Here is a 26,991-nt window from a genome sequence, read left to right as displayed (position 1 = left end):
AAGCCCGATAAAGGCAGTAATCAATGCGTCGTATCGCTTATTGCTAAAAAAGTAGGCAATAACAATCCAACTTTCTAAAATCGCCTTTCGTACTCAATAAGCGCTCTGCTATCCCCAGAGAAATTTGTACCCCCGCGTAAGAGAAGCTCATCATTGAGTCGATAGCGCAGATTGTACTCAAACGGCTGCTCAGTCGTTAACTCCTTTAATACAGAAATTGAAAAACTCCGGCTAATATCAAGACTTGCTTCAGCCGTTAGTCCTAAGCTAGAAGAGCGATCGTCTTCATCAGTATTAATTGTCGGGAACAAGCGAAACTCACTGAGTCCCAAAGCATCACCAATGATGTTTTGCACATTACTTAATAGTGCTGATCCAGCCAGGTTTGCTAATCCGAGTGTAGTATCGCCTCGACCCAAGGTATCAACGAAACCGCCGCCTAGGAGTGCAACAATTTCCACCTCGCTACGGGAGGGGCTGCTGGTGAGTTCGATGTTATCAGCTAATTGGCTGGCTGGCCCTTCCACCCGTGCTTCAACCCGTACCGTTTGTGCGCTGCCATAGCCAAACGTTGGGGCATCACTAATTTCTGCTGATAGAGGGTCAGTCGGAAGCCGCCGTTGCGTTGTTTCTGCAACCGATGCTTGCAGCCGCACATCTAAAACTGGGTCGAGTCCTCGATTGGGAAGAAATTCAGCCGTGTTTTCGTAGCTCCTTGCTAGCCGGAACTGAGTCGTAAAGAGATTCACCTGACCACGTTCTAGCCGAATTATTCCTTCAGGTCTAATTCCATCTAAAGGTCCATTAAGCGTGAGAGTTCCGTCAGCGAGGAAATTCAAAATTGGGTCTTGCCTAATTTGAACACCCTCACCCAGATTTAACGTTAAGTTATTGAACTCAGTGAGATTACTCGCCACCTGTCCACCACCAGCCGCGCCAGCAGTTGTAGCCCCCCCAGCACCAGTTCCTCCAGCGCCAGCACCTCGTTGTCCTATCTGCACCTGACCATCAAAGAGGTTGACTTCACCACCAATTTGGGGAGCTAAGGCGGTGCCAGTCACAATAACGTCACCTTGGACACGACCGTTGTAGAGTCCTTTAAGATTGATTGCCAATTCACCAATATTGACAGTTAAGGGATTTTCTTGGGGGACAGGTTGAGAAATGGGAATCGTTCCTGCTGCGGCTACAGTACCGCCACTAAACTGACCCTGCACATTATCAACTTGGATACGGTCAAAGTTGAATAAGACTGTGCCATTAACATTCGTTAGAGGTTCAGGAAGCGCACGGGCAGCGATTGTTGCAGCTTCGACAGTCGCAGACCCTTGAGCAACCAGGTTTAGAGGTCTGCTGGCATCTTGGTCAAGCGTTCCAGAAATGGCTAACTGCACATCACCGAGTCCATCAACCCAAGTCACTTGACCTCCGGAAAGGAGATTTAAGAAAGCGAGACCCTCATTTTGGACATCAATGTTAAGCGCTATTTGGTTATCCGCTGGTTTCACAGACGCAAAAGGCAGCTTGTACGGGATACTACCGTTGATGTTAAGGGGGTCAGTGCCAGAAACCAGAACAGTGCTGCCAAAGTTGAGGCGAGCATTGGCGTAGCTGAAGCCACCCTGAGCGGATTGTACAGGTGTTCTGTTGATTGTGGCATCAGTGATGCTTAGTTCGCCTCTGGCTTGGGGGTTGTTAATACTTCCTGAAAGTGTAGCGGTGGCATTCAACAAACCCGTGAAGCCAGACAGTGCTGGTGGTACATTCTGAGTTCTTTGCAGAACGGTTTGCAACTCGTCGATGGGGATATTTCGTAGCTGTAGCTGTCCGGATTGCGCCTCACCACCAATGGTGCCAGCGTAGGAAATTAGACTGTCTCCCGATTGGATACGCAGTGGTAGCAGGGTAATGACACCATTTTGAAAGCTGCCTTCACCAACAATACTTACCTGGTCAACGTTGTAAGTATCCCATTCCCAGTTTTCACCCTGGATATTAACTTGGGCGGTGATGCCAGAGGCTAAAGAGCCATCAACCTGAACTGTGCCACTAAAGCGACCATCCACTAAGTTAATATCTGGTAAGGGGGAGGTAGCTGCTTGAGCTTCACGTTGTTGCGCTAGGGCTTCGATTTCTGAAAGACGGCGCAGTTGGGTTTGCAGAGATTCGTTTTCTAAGTTCACCGCCACGGGAGCCTCAATCGTACCGTCGGAGTTAGGACTTAGATTGGTAAGGTTGAATACTTCTAGAGCAGCCAAGAGGGTTTCGAGTTCTCCCTGTTCAACCCGGAGTTGCAGGTTCTGAAATACAGGACTCGTGGCAGTTCGGGCAATTGTACCAGAAAGCAAGTAGCGACTATTGACTGCGAGGGAGTCGTCGCCTGTACGGGGGTCAAAAATTGGGCCTGTGAGCGCCAAATCATTAAACGAAACAGCGAACGTGTTGAGGTTTACATCCAGGTTGCCGGAGACTGTGCCGGAAAAGGGTTGAGTTGCGATCGCCGCCGGGACAGGTGCGAGTTCTTTTATAATTGCGATCGGAAAATCTTGTGTACTAACCCGCAACACTTCCCCTTGTCGCTCACCGCTAGCGATCGCATCGCCACGCTGGATGAAAAATGAGATGGGTTGGTTGTTCGGTGCTAGCGCCACCCGAATCTGATCAGTCTCACCTTCTAGATTGAGGTTCAGTGATTGCCCCGGTACTGTATTCACGTTTCCTTCTAATGGGGATTCAAACCTCAAACCCGCAACGACAAAATCTCGCAGTGCCAGCGTTCCATTAACATTGGGAGCAGAAACTGTACCCGCAATGCTACCGTCAAAATCTGCTCGTCCTGCTACATCCACTGTATTAGGTAGGATTTCCCCTAGCTGTTGCAGATTCAAATCTGTAGCGCGAACATTGAGGTTAAATGCTTGAATTGCCTGGACTCCAGGATTTGCAGGGTTGAGACTTACAACACCGCTAGCGTCGAACCCTTCAGCATTTGCCTGTTGAATCGCTAGTTGTTGACCATTCCACGAGAGTGATGTTGTCAAGGGTTTGTCAATAAACGCAACACCTTCACTAAAACTTAGCTGCCCATTAGCTCGTATCCCAGAAGGTGAAAGCGCCGCTAAGGAACCAGAAACATTGAGTCTACCATCGAGGTTTCCTCGTAAATCTTGGGAAAATCTTGATAACTGGACATCACTAGATTCGACAACAGCTTCAAAACGACCATTGCGTAGTTGTACATTACTCGCTGTGAGCGTACCTTCACCAAGCTGTAATCGTCCTGAACCACTACCCTGAATCGTGCTGGGACTAAAGGACGCGAGGCTACCAGAGAGGTTGAAGCGACCAGAAGCTAAACCACCTCGTAACGAGGGCGGCACCTGGGTAAAACGCTCCAACGGTACATCGGATGTCTCAACTGCAACCTCAAAATTACCATTACGCAGTTGGACATTGTTGGCGGTAATCGTGCCTCCGTCAACTTGCAATCGTCCTGAACCACTACCTTGAATCGTGCTAGGACTGAAGGATGTCAGACTTCCGGAGAGATTGAAGTTACCAGAAACTCCACCTTGTAATGATGGTGGAACTGAGGCAAGACGACCTAACTGTACACCAGAGGCTTGGACTTGGGCGGTAAAGTTACCATTGCCCAGTTGCACATTCCTTGCGGTGAGAGTCCCTCCGCCAATATTTAATCGTCCTGAACCACTACCTTGAATCGTGCTAGGACTGAAGGATGTCAGACTTCCGGAGAGATTGAAGTTACCAGAAACTCCACCTTGTAATGATGGTGGAACTGAGGCAAGACGACCTAACTGCACACTAGAGGCTTGAACTTGGGCAGTAAACCGACCGTTACGGAGTTGCACGTTGCTTGCCGTGACAGTCCCTCCGGCAATATTTAATCGTCCTGAACCGCTACCGCGAATCGTGGACGGACTGAAAGATGTCAAACTTCCAGAGAGATTAAAGTTGCCAGAAACAGGAGTTTGCAATGCGGGTGGTACTTGAGCAAGACGCCCTAATTGCACACCAGCGGCTTGAACTTGAGCCGTAAAGTTACCATTGCGGAGTTCGACATTGCTGGCGGTGACAGTACCCCCAGCGATATTTAATCTTCCAGAGCCACTGCCTTGAATTGTGGAAGGGCTGAAGGAAGCTAGAGAACCAGAAAGGTTGAAATTACCAGAAATCGGACCTCGTAATGCGGGTGGGACTTGAGCAAGACGATCTAACTGCACACCGGAGGCTCGAACTTGGGTGCTGAAGCGCCCGTTAGCGAGTTGGATATTATTGGCTGTAACGTTACCTCCAGCAATATTTAAGCTCGCTGAACCATTACCCCGAAGTGTGGAAGGGCTGAAGGAATCCAGAGAGCCAAAAAGGTTGAAATTACCGGAAACTGGACCTCGTAACGAGGGTGGGACTTGGGCAAGACGATCTAACTGGACACCGGAGGCTCGGACTTGGGTGCTGAAGCGCTTACCGATTACCTGTACATTGTTCGCGATGACACTACCGCCAGCAACATTGAGATTTGCTGAACCTGTAGCACGAAGGTTTTGGAGATTGTCGAGGGAGCCAAAAATCTGGGTTCTCGCTGAGACTGCCCCAATTGGAACAGGTAGGTTGACATTGTAGTTTTTGGCGATCGCATCTCCGGGAACATTAGCCGCCTGAACGTCGAAGACTACGCCCCCCTTCTCACCCAGTTGTACCCTGCCATTCCCTGTTATTACCCCTCCTACAGTTGGTATGGCTCGGAGATTGCTAATCGTTAACCTGGAATCGACGAAGCCAAATTTGGCACTAATTGCTCGAAAATTCACGCGGTCAACTAGAGCAGGCTTCGTTGTGACGACTTCTCCAGAAACAACAGGTTTAGCCAGAGGCCCAGTCACTCGCAGCGCAGTTTGGACTTGTCCCGATACTGTTACTGGCAATTCTTTAAAATTAAACGTCTGCAACACCTGCTTCACAGCAACGGGTTGTGTCCGGGCTGTCAGATTGTAATTTGACTGGGTATCGACTACCCCATTTGCTTCGGCAGGAACTTGACCAAAAAGCGTTTTAACGTTTTCCAGCCGCACTTGTGTCTCTCTAAAGCGCAACCGCCCATTTGTATTGGCAAAGGGTTTCGGAAGCTGGGGAATTCTGGCTGTAACATTTTCCAGGTTTGCGGTTCCAAAAAACTTCAACGGCTGCTCTTTCTCGATTCGCACTTCCAAATTGCCATCTAGGTTACCCGCTTGAAGCACTAGTGGCAGTTGGAGCAATCGACTGATTTCTGTCGCCACCAAGTTCTGCCCAGCAAGCACTAAGTTAGTTTGTTGAACCGAGGGGCGGCTTTGTCCCTCAATGGTGAAATTTCCTCCACGAACTAGCTGACCTGCTAACTCAAACTTGATTAACTGATTCTCTTCAAGAAAACGAGTTTCTCCAGAGGGTACGACAACGGTTACAGGGGCTTGAAGTTTACCCGCTTGTGACCTGGGTACCAGCACAACATCAGCATCCCGAAACCGCAACGCCTGAAGCTTGACATCAATTGCTCCTTTCTCTTGAGGCTGAAGCTTAGTGGAAACCCATTGTCTCTCTTTGTTCTGCTCCAGGTAGACATCCGGTTCAACTAGAGTGATTTCCAGTTCTAGCGTGCGAGTCAACAGAAATTGCACTGGGTTAAATGCTATCTCCACCGCCTTTGCCGTTGCGCGATCGGGGTCTGTTGCTGTTGCTGGGATGCTAGCAGCACCAAAATTCAAGCCATTAAAGGTAAGGCTCTCCACTTCCCCTAGCTGCAACGGACGATTGAGGAGCCGTTCAACGTTTCTCTCCACCAGTGGTGCTAATTGCCTCTGGACAAAAAACCAGCCAAAGCCAATCCCTCCACCGAGTCCGGCAAGAAAAATTACACCAAGGGCAATACCGATACGACGCGGCTGTCGCCACCGTGAACGCCTGGTAGAAGCCTGTGCTGGTTCGTTTCCTGAATTGGATTCAGGTTCGTTGCCTGGATTGGGGGCGTTTGTCATCTTCTCCTCTTCGCGCACCTCAGACTACAGATGGCATTGCTGCCGCTGTCATAACCTAGTCCCACTCGTAGGGACGCTTCTACAAGCGTAGTAAGAGCAAGATTAGCCAGACTGAAGCCAAGTTATTGACGCTTCCTGCCCTACCAGAGCTTGAGGGTGGGAATCTTATAGAGGTTAACTCATAAAGTAATCAAGAAATCCCTCAAGTAACTCAACCCCACCTTCTGTCCGTTTAACTGGCACATTGGGTATTTTGTAGGCCATGGATGGTTTGCAGCCTTTTTCACTCCTGTTGACTTGACTTGAGACAGGCTGCCTCTAAGACAACTAAACTCTCTGTCTGAGCAACCAAACAGTTTTCTATGACGCTACTCAATGCAGGGAGAGTTCCCTGCCGGACTCTGGCTAACGCTTCCCCAGTCACTGGCTGAAATAGGTGAAGCCAATCGTTGTTGGCTAAATACTCCGCTGTAAAGGCACTTCGATCCAACAACCAAAAATCGACACCGTACTTTTGAATAAACGTTTGGACATCTGCTAAGTCGGGACTATATTGAGCGCGAATTAGGTCAATTACCCGTTGGCGAAATTGACCATAGTAGCCCAAATGATAGGGAATTGCATATTCCCGCCCGACTAAAATTGGTCGCTGAGCAAACGTTGGGATGTTGTTCACTTCCTCTGCTAGGGAGGCAATCAGGCTATCTTTTGGCTGTTTTTGAAAAAACTCATACAATTGCGGTGCCTCTCCTACTTCGTAGGCAGTCATGGGGAAGCTTTTGATAAAGCTAGGATACAGAATGAGGGTAGCTCCAATCAGGGCTGTTATTCCGAGAGCGATAAACTGTCTTTGGGGACGAGGGGATTGAGTTGGCGACAATGCCCAACCTAGAACGGCATCGACAATGAGACTCAAGGCGATCGCACTAGCTAAAATTACAATTAGCCGAAAGCTGTAACTGGTATAACGGCTAGGCAGGTGTAGTTTAAACAGTAGTGCGTGAGCCGCAAAAAACATCCCGACAGATACCAACAGCAGTTGCGGTAAAACCAGCACACTGGACTTAACTTGTTGCCCTAAAGGAAACTGAGAAGGAAATTTCAACAGCACAGGTAACAATAACCCTGTACAAAGGGTTACAGGTGTAAATAGCGATTTGGGAAACATCCCACTCCGTTCGCCTGAGAACCAAAAATCTGCAAATGATTCCTGAAAAAATTCAGATCGTCCATCTGGAGCAAATTCAGGTAATTGTCTCGCTTGGGCGACTGAGATGACAGGCCCAAACTCAGAAGAAGTCAAGGCAAAGGGTAACATGACAAGAATAATTACTCCCAGTCCAGCAAAGCAGAACCGATAATCTCGTTTATCTTGAGTAAGGCGAAGCTGTCCATTTTGCCACTTCACCAGTTGCAGAATTAAGACACCCGCACTGAGGAAAATACACTGGGGATAAAATAAGCCGATAAGCGCGATCGCAACCAAACAAGGCAGCAAGGAACGCCGCAATAAATAGTACAAAAACGCGAGAAATAGTAGATACACAAACGCTCTAGGCGTTGCGGAGGCTAAGTCATCTTCAACCCAGAGATTTTGATTTAACAATAACGCCGCAACAAATCCAGCAGCAGGTATTGGCAACATCTCCAAACAGACACCAAAACAGTATGCCGTTGTCACTAACCCAATTGCCAGCGGCAAAAACTTATTGAACGTTAAGGGATTAATCCCCAAAAATGCTGCTAAATGATAGAGCGTCGAGTAGCCAGCCGGAGCTACGGATTGGAAATAATCTGCAATTAAATCATTGGGAAATAACTCTGGATCAATAAACCGCTGCATCCAGAAAACGTGCTGCCGCGCATCATCCTGCACCACATACTCACTACTAAACGCCTCTCGCAGCGCTAACAGACTGTAAATTGCCGCAAATGTCAAGCTCAAGCTCAACCAAAACCTCACCTGAGCGGTGGACACTTTAGAGGTAGAACCTGTTAGAAATTTGCGTAAGCGTGCAGTCAACATAGCAGCCGTGGGTAGTACGTGATGATCGTACCCCGATCAGACGAAGCGTCAGCTTTATCCCATACTTATAAAGCTAGGGATCGAAGAAGGATGCCTTGTCTTTTGAAAGCGATTGGCATCACTCTCAGCAATCTTGCTTCTTTTCCCCAATCAATTCAGGGTTTGGCAGCAATAGCTGATAGCTGAACGCTGATAGCTGACAGGTATTTGGTCTGCTGGTACTCTATAACAAAACGATCTTTCCTTCCTACGTGTTTAGGTTCAGGAATGGTTTTGTGGGAAGGTGTGGTGTGATGGACGGTAAATTAGCCCAATCTTGGAAGTGGCGACTGACGGGAGTGCAGTTTTTACTCATCGTCGTGCTACTTCTGGGTATCGTTTTTCGGTTCGTTAATCTCGATCAAAAAGTTTACTGGGGTGATGAGGCTTACAGTTCCTCCCGAATTTCTGGCTATACAGCCGAGGAAATTGTTCAAGCACTTTACACGGGACGTGAACTGAGTGTCGAGGAGTTGCTGTTTTATCAAAACGCCAATCCTGAACGCACCGTAGGTGACACTCTAAGAGTGATAGCGACAGAAGCGCCTCACCATCCGCCGTTGTACTACATCATGGCGAGAGTTTGGGAGGAGTGGTTCGGCATCTCGGTAGGGATAAAACGATGTCTGCCTGCGTTGATTAGCCTTCTTGCTTTCCCTTGCCTGTACTGGCTGTGTTGGGAATTATTTGGTTCGTCTTTGACTGGCTGGATCGCGATCGCATTAGTGGCTGTTTCGCCAATTCATGTACTGTATGCTCAGGAAGTCCGGGAGTATAGCTTATGGACAGTCAGTGTTTTGTTCGCCACGGCTTCCTTATTGTACGCTGTCCGAGTCAAAACCAAGGGGAGTTGGAGCCTGTATGGGCTGAGTATTGCGATCGCACTTTACTCCCATTTATTCTCCGGCATGGTAGTGCTTGGACACGGAATTTATGTCCTAAGCCTCGACGGTTGGCGGTGGAGTAAAAGACTAAGGGATTACCTCTTCGCCGCAGCCGTAGGATTAGCACTTTTTATTCCCTGGATTCTCATCTTTATCAAGCAAGAAAGTCGGGTTAGTAAAGGCTGGGCATGGGTTGTTCAAGACATCTCCCAGCTAAACTTTTATCAACGGTGGCTAACAAATTTGGTTCGTGGTTTCTTCGATGTACAAATCGGAAACCATGACCCTTTTGACTTGCCATTTGGTTATGATCAACCTACAACTTATGTAATTATTCCGATTGTGGTTTTGGTCGCTTACGCGATGTACTTTCTCTTTCGCGAAGCACCAAGAACAGTTTGGCTACTCCTCTTAGTGCTGATGGCATCAACAACATTGCCTCTCGTGCTACCTGATTTAATTTCAGGCGGAAGACGCTCAACAATTGCCAGGTATCAACTCCCTAGCTATATAGGCATTCAACTTACCGTTGCCTATCTTTTATCGACAAAAATTAGTGCTGTTTCTGACCATTTGCAGCAGAAGCTTTGGCGATTCATCACCGTTGCTCTGATTTCTTGCGGAGTAGTGTCTTGTGCGTTAATTGCCCAATCAGACACTTGGTGGACTAAATACACGGACTACCACAATGCCCAGGTAGCGCGTATTATTAATCAGTCTCCTGCGCCCTTAGTCTGGAGTGATAGCGCCCCTAATCGAATTCTTGCGCTTAGCCATCTACTTGGTCCAAAAGTACGACTACAGTTAGTAGAGATTCCATCCGAAGTTCCAGAAATCTCCAAAGAAAAGCTTCCAGAAATTCCACAAAATTTCACTGATGTATTTTTCCTGGAAAGTACACCTCCTGATTCTCTACTACGTGGCGAATTGGAGAAGCATAAAAATTATAACTTTGAGCTTGTGTATAAAGAGAAAATTAGTTTTAAAGACCGCCAAACTTTGCTATGGAGGCTAAAAGCTTAGCTAACCTTGCGTTAAAAGTTCCATCACACAGAATCACTAATCATCTCGCTTCTGTCTTCAAAATCAACTGCGACAGCGAAGATACTTAAACTACCGTTTTCTGGAAGTTTTCAGTAGAGAGCGAGACGTTGTATGAAGGAGAATTAATTGCTCAAATCTTTGAGGTTTTCGCTGTCTGGAATACGGTTTTTAGCTATCGTTGCGTTGCTTCTAGGTATCTTTTTTAGATTCATTAATCTAGACCAAAAAGTCTACTGGGGTGATGAAGCTTACAGTTCATTACGAATTGCAGGTTACACAACAGAGGAAGTTGTCGAAGCCACCTACACAGGGGAGGAAATTGGCATTGAGGAGTTACAAAAATATCAACGTCCTAATACCGAAAGAGGTTTAGTTGATACTCTAAAGGTTTTAGCTTCAGAAGACTCGATACATCCACCGTTGTACTACATCAAGGCAAGATTTTGGGAACAGTTATTTGGCTCATCGGTAGCGGTAAAAAGACGTTTACCCGCCTTGATTAGTCTTTTTGCCTTTCCTTGCCTGTATTGGCTATGCCTAGAACTATTTAATTCGTCGTTAACTGCCTGGATAGCAGTTGCTTTAGTTGCCGTTTCACCGATTCATCTCCTGTATGCCCAGGAAGTGCGGGAGTATAGCTTGTGGACAGTAAGCGTTTTGCTTGCAAGCGCCTCTTTACTCTATGCCCTACGAGTCCAAACCAAACGGAGTTGGATAATTTATGCGCTTACTTTAGCCTTATCACTGTATTCTCATCTCTTTTCAGGAATGGTTGCGATCGCACAAGGAATTTATGTACTCATCAGGGAGCGCTTTCAATGGAGTCAACGTCTCAAATCTTACATCTTAGCGGCAACATCAGGGTTGTTACTGTTTTCGCCCTGGCTTTTCATCTTTCTCAATAACAAACGTCAAGCTTATGAACAGTGGGAATGGACTACTGAAAGCTTATCTCCCCTGAGCTTTTATCAAAGTTGGGTAGCTAATCTTATTCATGCCTTCCTTGATGTGCAAGTGGCAAGCCAAGACCCTTTCAGTCTGGTATTTAGTTATGATTCTCCCATCACTTACTTGATGCTACTGATTTTTTTATTGGTAGCTTACGCAATTTATTTTCTTTTTCGTCAAGCACCAAAATCAGTTTGGCTATTTGTTTTAATCTTAATGGCAGCAACGACTTTGCCTCTTGTGTTGCTAGATTTAAAGTCAGGAGGACAACGCTCAACGATTGCTCGATATCACCTCCCTAGCTATCTCGGAATTCAACTCGCTGTTGCCTATCTACTCTCCACAAAACTGAGTAATATAGCTCCTAGTAGATGGCAGTTTATGTTTTGGCGGTTAATTACGATTATCCTGATTTCCTGCGGAATAATCTCTTGTAGCTTAGTTGCTCAATCGGATACCTGGTGGACAAAGTATAGTGATTACTACAATGTACGAGTAGCTAAAATTATTAACCAGTCTCCTGCTCCTCTTTTGTGGAGCGACAGCAACTACAATCGGATTTTGTCAATGAGCTATGCACTTGACTCCAAAGTGCGATTACAACTAGTAAATAGTCCGGAAGAAACTACAGAGTTTTCTCAATCAAAATCTTATCTTCAGCTACTTCAAACCCTCCCTAACCCTTTCTTCAAGAATAAAAAAGAGGTACAAGATCTGAGCCAAAAAAAGCTATTAGAAACTTCAAAAAACTTTAGTGATGTATTTTTGCTAGAAATCACTCCTCCTACTTCCTTATTGCGTTCGGAACTTCAGAAGTCTAAAAACTACAAATTTGAGCTTGCGTACGAAGAGAAAATTAGTTTTAAAGACCGCAAGACTCTCTTGTGGAGACTTGCCAAGTAGTCAAAATGTAATTTATAGTGTTGCGAACTTTCTTTCGTGAACATGGATTAGCCCTACTTGTGCAGGGGGTCTCTAGGTAGGCACTCCGTCCCCCAGAAGGGGGGTTTGGGGGGAAGCCCCCCCCATCCGGGTTTTTCCAGTAAACAACTAAACTTCCTAAAGTTCAGTGCGATTGAGATTCCTCTTGGCAAAAGATATTAACGCAACGTCACTCCAGCCTGTTTGAACCTTAGATAGCGTTTTTGCCTATCCTTTGACAAGGGTGCTGCCATCAGTAAAATCTTCTCCAATAGCCAAGGTGCAATGCGGTTGCACCACACAGCTAAATGACTTTGCCATCCCACCAGAATTTCTGGTGATTCTTTTTGCAAGCCAGCGACAAGTGCTTGAGCAACTTTCTGCGAAGTCGTTGGCATCACCCAGCGAAACCACTGCAAATCTCGAACCATGTCAGTATCCGTTAGGGATGGAAGCAATGCTATCACCCGGATATTGTGGGTAGCTAACTCACCCCGTAAAGCCTGGGTAAACCCCAAAATCGCGTATTTCGTAGCTGAATAGGTCGCCATCGTCGGTGCTGCCACCTTCCCCATTAAGCTAGAAACATTAACAATCGTCCCTTCCCGTTGTGTTGCCATGCGTCGGGCAACTAAACGAGTCATTGTGTACATTCCCATCAAATTAATCGCGATCTCTTCCTGTACATTCGGCAGTCGGGATTGCAAAAAAGGCGCTTGGTGGGCAACGCCAGCACAGTTGATGAGTAGATGAATCGGCCCGTGATTTCGCCATGCTTGCGCGATCGCAATATTCACCTCTACAGGTTGAGCTAAATCCAAAGCCAAGATTACGACTTCTACGCCCAGCGCTTCAACTTCTGTTGCTACTTCCGCTAACCGTTGGCGGTTCCGGGCAACCAACAACAAGCGTTTTACGTTTTGTTTTGCTAATTCCAGAGCGATCGCTCGCCCAATTCCACGGGAAGCCCCAGTAACTAGGGCTGTTTTTCCTTGAACGTTCATAAATTAAAACCTCTACAGTTATGGTCTCACTACGCCATTAGCGAGTACTTGGCGATCAAATGAGTGCAGATGAAGCATCCCACTCGCACGCAGCGAGACAAACAATGACTCATGATTGGAGTACGAGTTGGACTCAATTTTTGACAGACATTTCCCAGAAGACTTGGTGTTTAAACCTCAGATTTGTAGATAAATCGGAGAAATGTCATTCAGTAAGAATTCAGTAAACGTTGAGTTTGACTGGCAACATGAAGCTCTGCAAGTCAGGAACACGAAGGGAGTAGCCATAAGCCGAGTCAAACGAGCAACAAAGGTATTTCTTAGAGCTTTTGCTCCGAAGCTTGGGATTTCGCCGTTGGAGAAATACCTAATTAGGCAATTCTGGAATCACTGAATCGGTAAAGATTCAGGGGCGATGTAGAGCATAGATGGTACGTCTCCTCAATACGAGCGTCTACCAGAATTAACTATCTATGCACACTTTAGCAATGCACTCAAGAAGCTGCAATATTTTTTTATAAATTCTGCTTAACATTTATTTAAAAAACAACAATTATCTTTCATAAAAGAGGACAACACCCCTCTAAGGAAGGAAATTATAAAATATCTTCCTCTGCCCTCCAGCAAACAAATGACACACTTGAACGAAAGGTGGGATCAAATCATGCGAGGCGCTCAGGTGAAGTGACAGTGCGATCGCAAGCCTTAGCGAAGTGCAAATCGAATCTGCTAATTTACTTACTGTCCCCCGGAAATAATTTATTAGAGTGCCTTGGAGCGTAAGCAACAAGCCTTTCTGAGGACGGAAAGAATTGTGTCCACTACATACTCTTATTCTGAGTTCGTATAAGAGTATGGTAAAAACACAAGCAGTCCGATCCACTTAGGGGATTGAGTCATGTCAGAAAATAGCCCTGCCGACCACCGTTCTTTTCAACGTACTCCGCAAGAGCGTGCTAACCAAAAACGCTTAGTTGACTATTCTTCAGTGCAGTCTCTGCCAGAAATCTGGCCGATTGCTGCCCAGCAGTTTAAGACTATCGTTGCCCTAAAAGACCCTCATGCAGTTGGAGGACACAAAGGCGCACCTTCAACTTTCACTTATGCCCAGTTGTATCAACAAATTCAGCAATTTGCGGCGGGGTTGCAAGCCTTAGGTTTCCAAGGATCATTGGATGAAACAGGTATCCCTGCACGTATTGCCTTGTTTGCTGACAACAGCCCTCGCTGGCTAATTGCCGATCAGGGCATCATAACAGCAGGTGCGGCTGATGTTGTGCGTGGCGCTCAGGCAGAACGTGAGGAATTACTGTTTATTTTGGCAGAGAGTGGCAGCACTGGCTTGGTTGTTGAAGACGTCAACACCTTGACAAAATTGGGCACTCATCTGGATTCTCTTCCGCTTCAGTTAGTGGTTCTCCTCTCTGATGAAGAACCAGCCGACAGTGCCACGTCACATGAAACTCTAAAAATACTTAACTTCTCTCAGTTAATGGCAGTAGGCGCATCCCACCAACTGACACCCGTCTCCCAAAACAAGGAGACATTAGCGACCTTGATGTATACCTCTGGAACCAGTGGCAAACCGAAAGGAGTCATGCTAATGCATGGCAATCTGCTGCACCAAGTCAGAACCTATAGTGATGTATTAACGCCACAACCAGGCGATCGCGTTCTTTCTATTCTCCCCACTTGGCACGTTTACGAGCGATCGGTAGAGTACTATATCCTTTCCCAAGGCTGTACCCAGATGTACACGAACCTGCGGAACGTAAAAAAAGACCTCAGAGACTTCAAGCCTAATCTAATGGTTGGTGTCCCCCGACTCTGGGAATCCATTTATGAGGGCATCCAGAAGCAGTTCCGCGAACAACCTGCAAACAAGCAAAAACTCGTGCAAAACTTCTTAGGTGTTAGTCAACGCTACATTGAAGCACGGCGTTTGTCGCAGGGAATGAGCTTAGATAACTTAAACCCTTCAGCTATCGAACGCTTAAGCGCCAGTGTTCAGGCGGCTGCCCTTTGGCCTGTTCACCAACTAGCCGATAAATTGGTCTATCAAAAAGTCCGCGAAGCAACTGGGGGACAAGTCAATCAACTGATTAGTGGTGGGGGATCTCTCGCAAGGCACTTAGACAATTTCTTTGAGATTATTGGCATTGAAGTGCTGGTGGGCTATGGTTTGACAGAAACCTCTCCCGTCACGAATGTGCGCCGACCCTGGCGTAATTTACGCTATTCCTCAGGCCCCCCCATGCTGGAGACAGAAATTCGGATTGTTGACCCCGAAACCCGTAAACCTCTACCTGTGGGTGAACGCGGTCTTGTTCTCATCCGAGGTTCACAGGTGATGAAGGGTTATTACAAAAACCCGGAAGCAACAGCTAAGGCAATCAATCCAGAAGGTTGGTTTGATAGCGGTGATTTGGGTTTGCTGACCCCCCAGAACGATTTAGTACTGACTGGACGGGCAAAAGATACGATTGTGTTGACAAATGGCGAAAATATTGAGCCACAGCCGATTGAGGATGCTTGTCTACGCAGTGCTTATATTGACCAGATTATCCTTGTAGGACAAGACCAGCGATCGCTTGGTGCATTAATTGTCCCTAATCTCGAAGCTCTCCAGCAATGGGCAGCTTCAGAGAAGTTGCACCTGCCTCTACCCGACTCACTTCCCAATCAAGCTGCTACCCCAACAGAGGAGTTCCGGAAAACTATTGATCTTGACAGTAAAGAGGTTCAGAATTTATTCCGCACCGAACTAAATCGGGAAGTCCAAAATCGCCCTGGCTACCGCCCTGATGATCGCATTGGTGCGTTTAAGCTGATTCTTGAACCGTTTTCTATTGAAAATGGCATGATGACTCAAACACTGAAAGTCCGGCGACCCATCGTCACGGAACGCTATCGCGATATTATTAACGGGTTGTTTGCCTGAGGTCGGAAAGTTAGAAGATTGGAAGGTGGGCAGCCGTGAGCTGAACCCTTCATACCTCAACTTTTGGTTAACCTCTGTTAGTACGAACCTTTATCCCTTCAGATCTACCTAGCGCAACATATATGGACGAATTGAAATCAAGCCTACTTTTGAAGCGACCTGTCAATATTAAAACCATCGTCACACCACGATGGAAGGATGAGGTTCAGCAACAACTTCAGGAGCAGATTAACCAAATTGACTCACAACTGCAACAATTAGATATGCAAGGGCAACGAGCGATCGCAGAAATTCAAAAGCAAAGTCTGCAACCCTCTGGCACCCAAGTCATGCAGCAAATTGAAAGCATTCAAGTTCAGGTCAATCAAAAGAAAAGTGAACTGCTAGAACAGAAAAATCAGCAGTTACAGCAACTTCAACAAGTGCAGATGCTGGAGATTGACCAAGAAGTGAGTCAAGGGCAGATGGAAAGCTTTTTCCGCATTGAACCAGGCGATAACCTGGTACGGAAAATGAACGTCGAAATTCTGCTTCGTGATGGCGTTGTTGAAGAAATTCGCGGTGATATCTAAGCAATTCAAAACTCAAAATGGGAAAACCTAGCATTAGCAAGCATTTAGGCTGCTCCCTACAGGCAATTTGAATGCACATTAGCTTAGTCAGGCTTAATTGGGGGGAGCGTCTTTGACACTACCCCTGTTTCAGGGTGATCTATAAGCACAGTTCCTTAGACCAATCTTGATGACCACGCCCTGGTTGACAAGTCACCTGGGAACCCGCCCATACTATCTCCCATTGCTTCTGTGCCTGGGCTGATTTTGTCGTCGGCACAAATTCAGCACGATACCTGATGCCACGAACCGAATCATCGGCGACACCCAGTTGAGTGATGATTACGACCGCTTGATTCGGTTGAGGATAATCCACTGTTACCTGTTGTGAACCTCCTTCTATTCCGCTCTTACCAAAAGCAGAGAGGGCAAGTGCTTTTGGATCGCTACCAACTCTCGCCTCGGTATCAGCAATCTCAGAAAGCGAAATAGGCTTATAGTTTTGCCGCTCGGTCTGTGTATTGGTTGTAGTTTTCGCGATCGCAGGATTCTGGTTGAGAGTTTCACTCGCGTGGGGTGCTGGCGAGGGACTGGCAGGCGTTGTTGTCTGCCCAGAGCGCTCAGTAACTTCATTACAAGCACTTAGCGTTATTGCTATGCCCACAAGCACGAGAAAAGACTTTTTTAACTTCTTAGACATCCCTTAGCGATTAAGCTGATGAAATTGTTGTTTGTTGTTGGTTCTTTGTTATTTGTATCTTTGACAAACAATAAAGGACAATCAACTTGGGCTGCGGATGGGATGACCCTCCCGTCCCCTCTTATAAAGCCCCATCTAAAGATAGGTAAAAACACGATAAGGGATTCTCTCTATTGAGAGAATAGAATTCCACTACTAATGCAGTAACCTGTCAGGAGTTAAGAAAAAGGCTACCGGATGAGGGTTATACCGCAGTGACTCAGCATCGTACATCGAAGGAGAGCGACGGCAGATGTACGGACGGTGGAATAATTAAGGACTAACGGCGGTGTGGAGTTTTTGTCGCTTCCTCCACTTCGTCACTACCAACGGAGGACTAAACTCCTCATCAGAGCGGTCAGAGGTAGTGAACGTCGAGAGTCGCTTTTAACAACTTGATTAACTTATCCGTACCGTCTTGACTCAAAACAGATTCAAGACGGTTTGTTTAGACTTGTTTGACTCAGTTGAGCAACTCAAGGACTTGCTAGTGCATCAAGGCAAAAGTTTCTGACAACTTTACTGGGTGATGGGGAGATGGGGAAGTTTTACGGGTCAGTTATTTCTGCCGCGCTGGTCTAGGAACAATCACGGTTATACAATTTTCCCTTAGGCGTGGTCGTATTACACAAGACTGCATCTTTCAGGTCTGTATCACTCATATCAGCCTTACTCAAATTAGCACCGCTCAAGTTAGCACCACTTAGATTTGCACCCTTCAGGTCAGCTGCGCTCAAGTCAGCACCACTCAGGTTAGCACCACTCAGATCGGCTCCCCTAAGTTCAGCCTCAGTTAGATTAGCACCTGTTAGGTTAGTAACACTTAGATTGGCATTATTTAAGTCAGCGTACTCCAGGTTTGCTCCACTGAGATTAGTTCCACTCAGGCTGGCATTCCTCAGGTAGGCTCCCCATAACAGCGCATCACTAAGGTCAGCACCACTCAAATCAGCACCACCTAAATTTGCCCGCTTTAGGGAAGCACTACTTAGAGAGGCATTACTTAAGAAAGAACCAATCAGGTCACTATGGCTGAAGTCGGCATTGTTTAGCTTCGCCTCTCTAAGGTCTACCCCAACGAGATTGCATCGTCTACAGCCCCCAGTTAGTTGCAGTTGTCTAACTTGGTCAGGGTTCTGTGCTTGAGTTGGAGCCATTAACAAAGAGGGAGCAAAGAGTAACACGGTAGCCAGAATTCTCAGTTTCATAAACTATACCCACCACAATTTTTCAACGTTCTGAAGTAATCGCTCAACTAGAATGCTCCCTATATCAGACGTGACTTCCTGGCTAAAGTGCCTCTATTGGCATTGCCTGAAGAGACTTGTACAGGACTATCAACAGTGAACTCGCTTGTTTAGCTTTCACCAATATGCACCATAATGTTTGATTTTGTGTAAGCTTTATCAACACTACAAACCCCATCCTGTTAAAGAAGTACAGCCTCGCCACCTATTTGAGGCTTGGTTCTCATCTACTTATATCTATTGTTTCTGTAATCTTTGATGCAGAAATTATACGCATCACCTTGCTTTTTCTCACTCACTATACGAATACCACCGATTGTAAAATTGGCGTAATATACTGTTCGTGTAGCTCAAGAAACCTTATCTTTAGAAGTAGCTTTACTCAAACAAAGTTTTTTACCATAAACTGCAATTAAGTTGATTTTGTTAATCTTATATTAAGAATTGTTAAGTAAGGGAGCCAGGTTATGTGTCTTCTTAACCCTATCAGTCAGCAGGAGCTTGTCTTATTTGTGACAGGGCTTTACGCCTCAACAGCTTTCTACTGTTTTGCTACCTGCTTGAAAGTTTTCAAGCGGGAGAATGACTTGTCTGTAGCTGAACGGTGGTTGTCTTGGGGGGTGTTGGCATTGGCAACAATTCTTTGGCCGATTGTTGTACCACTTTCTTACTTAGAAAGACGAAGCTTTGGCTCCGAGCATTTTTAGAAAATTCGCTCGGTGCTCTCTACACCCATTGGTGCTAAATTTTTTGAGATTGTGTCAGCTCAACATAGATGTGTTCTAGGCGCACGGGTTGCCGAGCAATTGAGTCGAGGGGAATCCCATCGAAGTGTGAGATAATTTCTTTCAATTCCAGTGATTGGGGTAGCCAAAACGCTAAATCATTGCCGTAGCGTCGGTGGGTAAAGCCAAGTTGTTGTGCGCGTGCGATCGCTTTTTCCTCTTGAGATGTCTGCACCACCACAATCTCTTGCGCGGGAATGCATTGGCGTAGTTGTTCCATACTTCCCTCTGCAACAATTCGTCCACCTTTCAGAATCCCGATTCTCTGACAAAGACGTTCTGCTTCATCTAGTAAGTGCGTCGTCAGCAAAATTGTAACCCCCTGATTTTTCAGACGCCGAATCAAGTCCCAAATTTCATAACGCGCCTCAATATCTAACCCAGTCGTCGGTTCATCCAAAATCACTAACTTCGGTTGATGCACTAATGCGACTGCAATATTCAACCGCCGTTGCATCCCGCCACTGAGGGTTTCAACGGGGCTTTTTGCTCTGTTTGCTAGGTTAACGGCTTCTAAACAAGTCTGTACTTGTTGCCTACGCTGCTGAGTTTTTAACCCATAGAGCTGAGCATAGAAATTCAGGTTTTCCTCGCAGCTAAGGGTTTTATAAAGTAAGTTTTCTTGTGGAGCAACCCCAATTAGCAACTTCGTTGCTTCTGAAATGAGTTCATTGTTAATAGTAATAACTCCACTATCTGCTTGGAGTAAATTACAGAGGATATTAATTGTTGTAGTTTTACCCGCTCCATTTGGACCAAGCAATCCATAAATCTCTCCAGGCGGGATGTACAGCGTCAAATCTTGAAGAACTTGTCGCTTACTGTAAGACTTGCTTAGCTTTTCAATGTTTAGCACTATTTCAACAATTATGGATTTGTCTCTTCGAGCTTTATCCCTGTTCGCTACTCCCTAATACTACCCTGGTCTGGAAATCAACCAGTCTTGGATTTCTTGAGCCAACCAAATACTCTCATTTTCACCCAAAGCACTACCAAGCCGATAAGTCTTATACGGTGAGCGAATATTAGACATATAGCCATCAGTGAGCAGTTACCTCGCTCGGTTATGCCTCTAAAAATGCAACCTCCGGTTTGTAGGTTGCAAGTGATCTAGATAATTTGTCACTAGATGAGCCTGAAGCTACCGCATAGCAATAACTTCAGGCTTTTAACATCAAGGTTTTCTAAACGGGCGTGTTCCTTAATAACAGGAAAAATCAATTTCTGGCAGTCCAGTTGAGGCTATTAGCTTACTGCTTCACTAGAATCGCCAACTCTAGATGAAAAGCGTTGTTTAAGCTCCCGCCCGTAAGGACCTATAGATGATTTTCCAAAAGCAATTTTCAACCTTTTAATGAGTGCAACTGGAGGCTGTCCATAGTAAAGTGCATTAGCTGGAATTGGCTCTGCATCAGAAAATCCTACATTGATAAAGCGTTCAATGCCTTTGCGGGCTAAATATTTCTCACGAATCTTTTTTAAGCGATCTTCATGAGCATTTGTATGAAATACCGTCCAGTTTGGATCTTCAACCTTGCATAAGGTGTAGACATTGTGGCGCTTTATGTACTCTTCAAAAGCAACTTCAAGCACATACCTGCTCTGATTTGTTACTTCAGCAGGGTTTTCCTCTTTAAATCCTGAAGTAATAAAGGAACCTGCAAATTCATGGATAGCCTTCATATAGGTACTCCGCTTCATCAAAGCAAAGTTCAGGCTGCACTTCTTACTGTAGTACCATCCGAGCCAAGCATCATGATGTTTTGAGGGAAGATTAAACGAGCCACCAACAGAAAAAACATCGTCACGATCAAGATAACTAATAGCTTCCTCTAGCCAGTTATCATGCCCTTCTCTGTAAGGTAGAGTGTCAGCATGAAAACATAATATGTAAGGTTTACTAGCAATTGCAGCAGCTGTGTATTCCTGTATGTATCCTGTCTCACTTCCACCGTAGTTATCTTCATGATTTGATTGGATAACCTGCAATTTATCAATCAAACCTTCTTGATACAACTGCCAGTACATTGCTTGTGTCTCGGCATCACTACCACAATCCACAACTACAACTTCACCAGGTTTTCCCCCTAGAAAACGGAACCAATCGAGAAGAATATCTCTAAAGACTGATTTGTCGCCAAAATTGTTGGTTACTAGTGATATATCCTTGAGACTACCAAGTGGGTTACTCATGATTTCCTACTCTCCAATTTTCTCGAATTTATAGTGCTAGGCTAGGTTTCACTAAATTTCGCTTATTTAGTGACTAACAAAAATTAGTCAGCCATGTATGGGCTGAAAGATCACAAAAGTTGTCTTAGTTTGTCGTAAAGACAAAGGTTTTCCATCAGCTTAAGCCTGAGTTGCGAGAAGTTTAGGGTGCATTTGGCAATTAGTTCTAAACGCTGACTGATTTGGGAAACTAGAATTTGTCCACTAATTTACCTTCGTAAAAAAGATGGTTTGGCAGCTAATAAATTGTCTCAAGGAATGTGCATTTTACTAGCTGTATTCTAGAGTACATAAGAAAGGTTAAGAACTTGAAAAGATTCCTTAGACCTTTTGATTCTTGCCTTTAGACTCTTAGTATCTATGTTTGTGCAGCGACAGTATGAGGTATTGGCAAACTTCAGCAAAGCGATCGCATCTTAATACGTCGTTGAAACTAAGAAAAGATTTCAAAAACTTAGTATTTTCTGGCTTAAGATAGATGTTTAAATTTTCTTTTCTAGAAATATAAGCAAAGATAAATCAATACATAGGTCAGGTTCATATACCTGTACCCACGAGCATGAAAGACTAGAGAACACTAGGGTAGCCAAGGATATTGACGAAAATCTGGTGGACGCTTCTCCAAGAAGGCTTGTTTCCCTTCGGCACCTTCCTCAGTCATGTAGTAGAGCAAAGTAGCATTCCCAGCGAGTTCTTGTAAGCCAGCTTGACCATCACAATCAGCATTGAATGCTGCTTTCAAGCAACGAATTGCGATCGGGCTATGAGCTAAAATTTCATTTGCCCACTGGATACCTTCTGTTTCTAACTGCTCCACTGGTACAACGCAGTTGACTAGACCCATATCTAGTGCTTGAGAAGCCGTGTACTGGCGACAGAGGAACCAAATTTCTCGTGCTTTCTTCTGACCTACGACTCTAGCGAGATAACTAGCGCCGAACCCGCCGTCGAAGCTGCCGACTTTAGGGCCTGTTTGACCAAAAATGGCGTTGTCAGCCGCAATGGTTAGGTCACAGATGAGGTGCAGGACATGACCACCTCCAATCGCATATCCAGCCACCAAAGCAATTACCACTTTGGGCATAGAACGAATCAAGCGTTGTAGATCAAGGACGTTTAAGCGGGGAACACCATCATCGCCGACATATCCAGCTTTCCCGCGCACACCTTGATCACCACCGGAACAGAAAGCGTATTTCCCATCAGTATGAGGACCTGCACCTGTGAATAGAATGACACCAATCTTCGTGTCTTCACGAGCATCACAGAAGGCATCGTAGAGTTCAAATACCGTTTTTGGACGAAAGGCATTGCGTTTGTGGGGACGATTGATTGTAATCTTGGCGATGCCGTCCGTTTTGTGATAAAGGATATCTTCGTAGGTTTTGGCAGTTTGCCATTCAACTTGCATGAGGATTCAGGTTGCGTTAACTAAATGAAGCCTTTAGGCTTATATCCTATTTAGTCCCAGGTATTCAACCCAATGATTTTAGCGTGAAGAGTCGAACTCAGGTCAATTGGGGATTGGCGATCGGGAATTGGGTCTTTATCATATAGGACTTGAACTCCACTTGATTCGGAAGATGTTTTCTCAGTCATCGGTGCCGATTGGTGAAGCAACAGTCTGATGTGACACCCCGACCTCAGTCCACCTGCGCTAACGTTCTTACTCAGACAGTTGATAGGCTGAATGAATCAATAAGATTCTACGGTACAAAACAAGAGTGTTTATCAGCGTTGTCATTCCCACCTATAATCGCAAACCAATTCTTGAAAAATGCTTGAGGGCAATAGAACAACAGCAACTCAGGGGTGATAGCGTTGTCGCTGGCTATGAAGTTGTCTTAGTCGATGACGGTTCCACAGATGGTACGTTGGAGTGGCTGGATTCACACTCAAGTGAGTTTCCTCATGTGCGATCGCTTTCTCAAGACCATAAGGGGCCTGCTGCTGCACGAAATCTCGGTGTTGAACAAGCGATAGGTGACACGATTATCTTCATTGATAGTGATTTAGTCGTTACCGAGCATTTCCTCCAATCCCATGCGGATGCGTTGGTGCAGGGACAGAAGCAATTAGGAAGCGATCGCTTATTCACTTACGGCTGGGTTATCAACACCAACAACTTCGATAATCCGACATCGGAACCCTACAAGCTTACTGACTTTTCAGCCGCTTACTTTGCAACCGGGAATGTTGCGATCTCACGGAAATGGCTAGAAAAAGCTGGACTCTTCGATACTCGCTTCCAACTCTACGGCTGGGAAGACTTAGAACTCGGCGTTAGACTCAAACAATTGGGATTAAAACTCATCAAATGTCCCGAAGCTGTCGGCTATCACTGGCATCCACCTTTTGCTCTAGACCAAATTCCCCGAATGATCGATAGAGAAATTCAACGAGGGCGTATGGGCGTTTTATTCTACCAAAAACACCCAACCTGGAATGTGCGGCTGATGATACAGATGACCTGGCTACACCGCATACTCTGGGGTATCCTCTCTCTTGGCGGTCACCTCAACGAACGCACAATGGCTCCTTTCTTACAGTGGCTAATTAGCCAAGGTAAGCCCCAATTAGCGCTAGAAATTGCCCGGATTTTCCTTAACTGGTACAACGTCCAAGGTGTCTATTCTGCTTATGCTGAAATGCAGCAGAAGGGATAAAACAAAGGAAAGAACCAACCCAAAACAATGACCCAACTTACATCCGTTGAAAGCAACGACAAGAAACTTGTGTCGGGAATTACTGGGATTTCAGTATGTGGCTACAAGTCTCTCTACGAAGAATGCAGCATAGAAATTCGTCCGCTAACGATTCTTGCTGGTGCAAACAGTTCCGGTAAATCCAGCATCATGCAGCCTCTGTTGCTTATGAAGCAAACGCTAGAAGCTTCCTATGATCCTGGTGCTTTACTAATTTACGGTTCCCATATTCAGTTCACTTTAGCCGCACAATTCTTGTCTCAATTGCCTGTAAAAAAGAAATCTGATAGTCTCACTGTATCTGTTGAAATAGATAATGATTTGTCTTTTACAAGTACTTTCAATAAACATAGTTCCAAAGGTGTTGAAATTATTGAGACAACTTATAGTCTTTGGAATAATCCTAGTAATAAATTAAAGGCAAACTTTGGCACTAGAATGTCACATGAAGATTTCATGATGAATCTTCCTGAATATATCAAAAAATTCAACGAATCTTTTTTACAAATAGATAGAGACGGTGAGAAACCTAAATATAAAGCTAAGAGGGAGCGATGTTTTCTTGAGCTTGAGCTAGCTGTAGGTCAAGAGTCAATTGGTTGGGGAACAAATTATTCTAGCTCATTTCAAAGTTATATTCGTAAGCTTATACATATTCCAGGATTAAGAGGTAATCCAGAACGAACCTATAAGACAACAGCTATCGGCAGAGAATTTCCTGGAACTTTTGATAATTATGTAGCAAGTGTGCTTAGTTACTGGAATGAAACTAAGGATGAGCGACTTCAAGAGATAGGACGCGCCCTTGAAACCCTTGGGCTGACATCAAAGGTTGATGCGAAACAAATTAATGATGTACACATTGAGCTACGTGTAGGTCGTTCACTAACTAGTGGTGAAGCAACAGAAATGGTTAGTATTGCTGATGTGGGTCTTGGAGTATCTCAGGTTTTACCAGTGCTAGTTGCCCTTCTCGTAGCAGAACCAGGACAACTAGTTTATTTGGAACAACCAGAAGTTCATCTTCATCCACGCGCTCAAGCTGCTATGGCAGAGATATTAGCAGATGCAGCAAAGCGGGGTGTACGAGTAGTTCTGGAAACGCACAGTGAATTACTGTTATTAGCGGTTCAATCTTTAGTTGCAGAGGGTAAGTTATCACCAGACTTAGTAAAACTTCACTGGTTTACGCGCAGAGAGGATGGTGTTACAGAAGTCAACAGCGCTGAATTAGATGATGCTGGAGCTTTTGGGGATTGGTCTGAAGATTTTAGCGATGTGTCTTTGAAACTAGAAAGCCGCTATCTAAATGCAGCAGAGGCTCACCTTTGGCAGCGTTGATATGGCAGCTAAAATTTCCAAACGTCTTGTTATTGATGCCTCTATCGCACGTTCTTCTGGTGGAAAAGAAGCAACATATCCAACATCAGTTAACTGCCGGGATTTTCTCCAAGCTATCTTGGACATCTGCCACCGAGTCGTTATGACGCCAGATATCAGAGAAGAGTGGAATAAACACCAGTCAAATTTTGCTCGTACATGGCTTCGCACAATGGTGGCTAAGAAGAAGGTCGAATATCGAGCTGATATTGCAGCCGATGAAGAGTTATGGAACACAATTAAGTCAATTACTGCTAGTGAAAAAAATTGTGAGGCAATGCTTAAAGATTTCCGGCTTATTGAAGCCGCCCTAGCAACAGATAAAACTGTGATTTCGCTTGATGACACCGTAAGGAAACTTTTTGATAAAGCAGCAGTTCCGGTAGGTGAACTCCGAAATGTTGTATGGGTAAACCCGGATAAAACAGAAGAAGAGAAACCTATTGATTGGTTAAAAGACGGCGCTCAAGCTGAAAAAAAACGACTTCTAGGAAATTTACCCGAAGAATAAACCAGAGCTTCTAAACTCAGTGGTAGCTTAATTGTGTTACCTTAAGAGGGTTGTCTAAAATTCACACATCTAGGATTTCGGGTGTTTCCTAAGTTTTATAGAGGAAATCCACCTAGATGGAGGATAAACCCGAATTAGGAGTTCAAAATTATGCCAGTCATCTCTTTGGCTGAAATGCTGGAGTCAGGGGTTCACTTTGGTCATCAGACCCGTAGGTGGAACCCTAGAATGTCTCAGTACATCTATACAGCTCGTAATGGTGTCCATATCATTGACTTGGTGCAGACAGCCCAGCTAATGGAAGATGCCTACAGCTATATGCGTACAGCATCTGAGCAGGGCAAAAAGTTTCTCTTTGTCGGTACAAAGCGGCAAGCTGCTGGAATCATTGCCCAAGAAGCTTCTCGTTGTGGAGCCTACTACGTCAATCAACGGTGGTTGGGTGGGATGCTCACCAACTGGGAGACGATTAAGACACGAGTTGAGCGCTTAAAAGACTTGGAACGCCGGGAAGCTAGTGGCGCTCTCGATTTACTACCCAAAAAAGAAGCCTCAGTGCTGCGTCGCGAACTCGGCAAGCTTCAAAAGTACTTGGGTGGCATCAAGCTGATGCGGAAAGTCCCCGATGTGGTCGTGATTGTAGACCAACGCCGCGAGTACAACGCAATTCTTGAATGCGAAAAGCTCGGACTACCCATTGTTTCCATGTTGGATACAAACTGCGATCCCAATGTTGCAGATATTCCAATCCCAGCGAATGACGATGCAATTCGGTCGATTAAGCTGATAGTGGGTAAGTTGGCTGATGCTATTTACGAAGGGCGTCATGGTCAGCTCGAAGCCGAAGAAGACTACGAAGATTTCGACACCTCAGCGTATGACATCGACGAAGAGGAAACTGACGACATTGACTCGTCAGATGTAGAAGAAACAGAAGATGTAGAAGAAACAGAAGAATAATTAGCGTGTAATTCTGTTCATAAATTTAGGAACAAGGGG

General features: G+C 45.4%; 18 protein-coding genes. 9 read left to right on the top strand and 9 right to left on the bottom strand.

Annotated features, from left to right (window positions below; all coding sequences use genetic code 11):
• Positions 1–74: 74 nt before the first annotated feature.
• Both AC5JL3_RS03255 and AC5JL3_RS03250 read right to left on the bottom strand, forming a co-directional pair.
• Complete coding sequence (locus tag AC5JL3_RS03255) at positions 75–6,035, bottom strand: translocation/assembly module TamB domain-containing protein (protein WP_496073116.1); 5,961 nt, start codon at positions 6,033–6,035, stop codon at positions 75–77.
• A 283-nt stretch (positions 6,036–6,318) separates the two neighbouring features.
• Complete coding sequence (locus AC5JL3_RS03250) at positions 6,319–8,061, bottom strand: hypothetical protein (protein ID WP_496073115.1); 1,743 nt, start codon at positions 8,059–8,061, stop codon at positions 6,319–6,321.
• Positions 8,062–8,354: 293 nt separating this feature from the next.
• Between AC5JL3_RS03250 and AC5JL3_RS03245 the strand changes: the two genes are divergently transcribed.
• Both AC5JL3_RS03245 and AC5JL3_RS03240 read left to right on the top strand, forming a co-directional pair.
• Positions 8,355–10,007: a glycosyltransferase family 39 protein gene (locus AC5JL3_RS03245; protein ID WP_496073114.1), complete on the top strand. Its 1,653-nt coding sequence runs from the start codon at positions 8,355–8,357 to the stop codon at positions 10,005–10,007.
• Between the two features lie 147 nt (positions 10,008–10,154).
• Positions 10,155–11,879 carry a glycosyltransferase family 39 protein gene (locus AC5JL3_RS03240; RefSeq protein WP_496073113.1) on the top strand — a complete coding sequence of 575 codons (1,725 nt, stop codon included), beginning with the start codon at positions 10,155–10,157 and terminating at the stop codon, positions 11,877–11,879.
• A gap of 197 nt (positions 11,880–12,076) precedes the next feature.
• Here the strand turns inward: AC5JL3_RS03240 and AC5JL3_RS03235 are convergent, their stop codons facing one another.
• Complete coding sequence (locus AC5JL3_RS03235; protein WP_496073112.1) at positions 12,077–12,901, bottom strand: SDR family NAD(P)-dependent oxidoreductase; 825 nt, start codon at positions 12,899–12,901, stop codon at positions 12,077–12,079.
• Between the two features lie 898 nt (positions 12,902–13,799).
• On the opposite strand from AC5JL3_RS03235, the gene AC5JL3_RS03230 reads away from it, so the two are divergent.
• Both AC5JL3_RS03230 and AC5JL3_RS03225 read left to right on the top strand, forming a co-directional pair.
• The gene (locus AC5JL3_RS03230; RefSeq protein WP_496073111.1) at positions 13,800–15,842 is read left to right on the top strand and encodes an AMP-dependent synthetase/ligase; all 2,043 of its coding nucleotides are present in this window, start codon (positions 13,800–13,802) and stop codon (positions 15,840–15,842) included.
• A 122-nt stretch (positions 15,843–15,964) separates the two neighbouring features.
• Entirely contained in the window at positions 15,965–16,414 is a 450-nt protein-coding gene (locus AC5JL3_RS03225) for a YlqD family protein (RefSeq protein ID WP_192217646.1), read from the top strand.
• A gap of 139 nt (positions 16,415–16,553) precedes the next feature.
• On the opposite strand, the gene AC5JL3_RS03220 is transcribed toward AC5JL3_RS03225, so the two are convergent.
• Both AC5JL3_RS03220 and AC5JL3_RS03215 read right to left on the bottom strand, forming a co-directional pair.
• Entirely contained in the window at positions 16,554–17,093 is a 540-nt protein-coding gene (locus tag AC5JL3_RS03220) for a hypothetical protein (RefSeq protein WP_496073110.1), read from the bottom strand.
• Between the two features lie 617 nt (positions 17,094–17,710).
• Entirely contained in the window at positions 17,711–18,340 is a 630-nt protein-coding gene (locus AC5JL3_RS03215; protein ID WP_496073109.1) for a pentapeptide repeat-containing protein, read from the bottom strand.
• Between the two features lie 506 nt (positions 18,341–18,846).
• On the opposite strand from AC5JL3_RS03215, the gene AC5JL3_RS03210 reads away from it, so the two are divergent.
• Positions 18,847–19,086: a hypothetical protein gene (locus tag AC5JL3_RS03210; RefSeq protein WP_496073108.1), complete on the top strand. Its 240-nt coding sequence runs from the start codon at positions 18,847–18,849 to the stop codon at positions 19,084–19,086.
• A gap of 34 nt (positions 19,087–19,120) precedes the next feature.
• On the opposite strand, the gene AC5JL3_RS03205 is transcribed toward AC5JL3_RS03210, so the two are convergent.
• The 4 genes from AC5JL3_RS03205 to AC5JL3_RS03190 form a co-directional block, all read right to left on the bottom strand.
• Positions 19,121–20,020 carry an ABC transporter ATP-binding protein gene (locus AC5JL3_RS03205; RefSeq protein WP_496073107.1) on the bottom strand — a complete coding sequence of 300 codons (900 nt, stop codon included), beginning with the start codon at positions 20,018–20,020 and terminating at the stop codon, positions 19,121–19,123.
• A gap of 389 nt (positions 20,021–20,409) precedes the next feature.
• On the bottom strand, positions 20,410–21,357 hold the full coding sequence (locus AC5JL3_RS03200; RefSeq protein ID WP_496073106.1) for a glycosyltransferase family 2 protein: 948 nt from the start codon (positions 21,355–21,357) through the stop codon (positions 20,410–20,412).
• A 616-nt stretch (positions 21,358–21,973) separates the two neighbouring features.
• Complete coding sequence (gene menB / locus AC5JL3_RS03195; RefSeq protein WP_192217641.1) at positions 21,974–22,807, bottom strand: 1,4-dihydroxy-2-naphthoyl-CoA synthase; 834 nt, start codon at positions 22,805–22,807, stop codon at positions 21,974–21,976.
• A 50-nt stretch (positions 22,808–22,857) separates the two neighbouring features.
• Positions 22,858–22,995 carry a hypothetical protein gene (locus AC5JL3_RS03190; protein WP_496073105.1) on the bottom strand — a complete coding sequence of 46 codons (138 nt, stop codon included), beginning with the start codon at positions 22,993–22,995 and terminating at the stop codon, positions 22,858–22,860.
• 125 nt (positions 22,996–23,120) lie between these two features.
• Here AC5JL3_RS03190 and AC5JL3_RS03185 point away from each other — a divergent pair, with 125 nt between their 5' ends.
• The 4 genes from AC5JL3_RS03185 (at position 23,121) to rpsB (ending at position 26,952) form a co-directional block, all read left to right on the top strand.
• Complete coding sequence (locus AC5JL3_RS03185; RefSeq protein WP_496073104.1) at positions 23,121–24,062, top strand: glycosyltransferase family 2 protein; 942 nt, start codon at positions 23,121–23,123, stop codon at positions 24,060–24,062.
• Positions 24,063–24,089: 27 nt separating this feature from the next.
• Complete coding sequence (locus AC5JL3_RS03180; RefSeq protein ID WP_496073103.1) at positions 24,090–25,442, top strand: AAA family ATPase; 1,353 nt, start codon at positions 24,090–24,092, stop codon at positions 25,440–25,442.
• Between the two features lies 1 nt (position 25,443).
• Positions 25,444–25,992, top strand: coding sequence for a hypothetical protein (locus AC5JL3_RS03175; RefSeq protein ID WP_496073102.1), 549 nt, complete (start codon positions 25,444–25,446; stop codon positions 25,990–25,992).
• Between the two features lie 150 nt (positions 25,993–26,142).
• A complete protein-coding gene (rpsB, locus tag AC5JL3_RS03170) occupies positions 26,143–26,952 on the top strand; it encodes a 30S ribosomal protein S2 (protein WP_496073101.1) in 810 nt (269 codons plus the stop codon).
• Positions 26,953–26,991 lie beyond the last annotated feature (39 nt).

The organism is Symplocastrum torsivum (assembly GCF_059505465.1).
The sequence above is the reverse complement of the archived record's forward strand: the minus strand, read 5'-3'. Positions and strand labels throughout refer to the sequence as shown.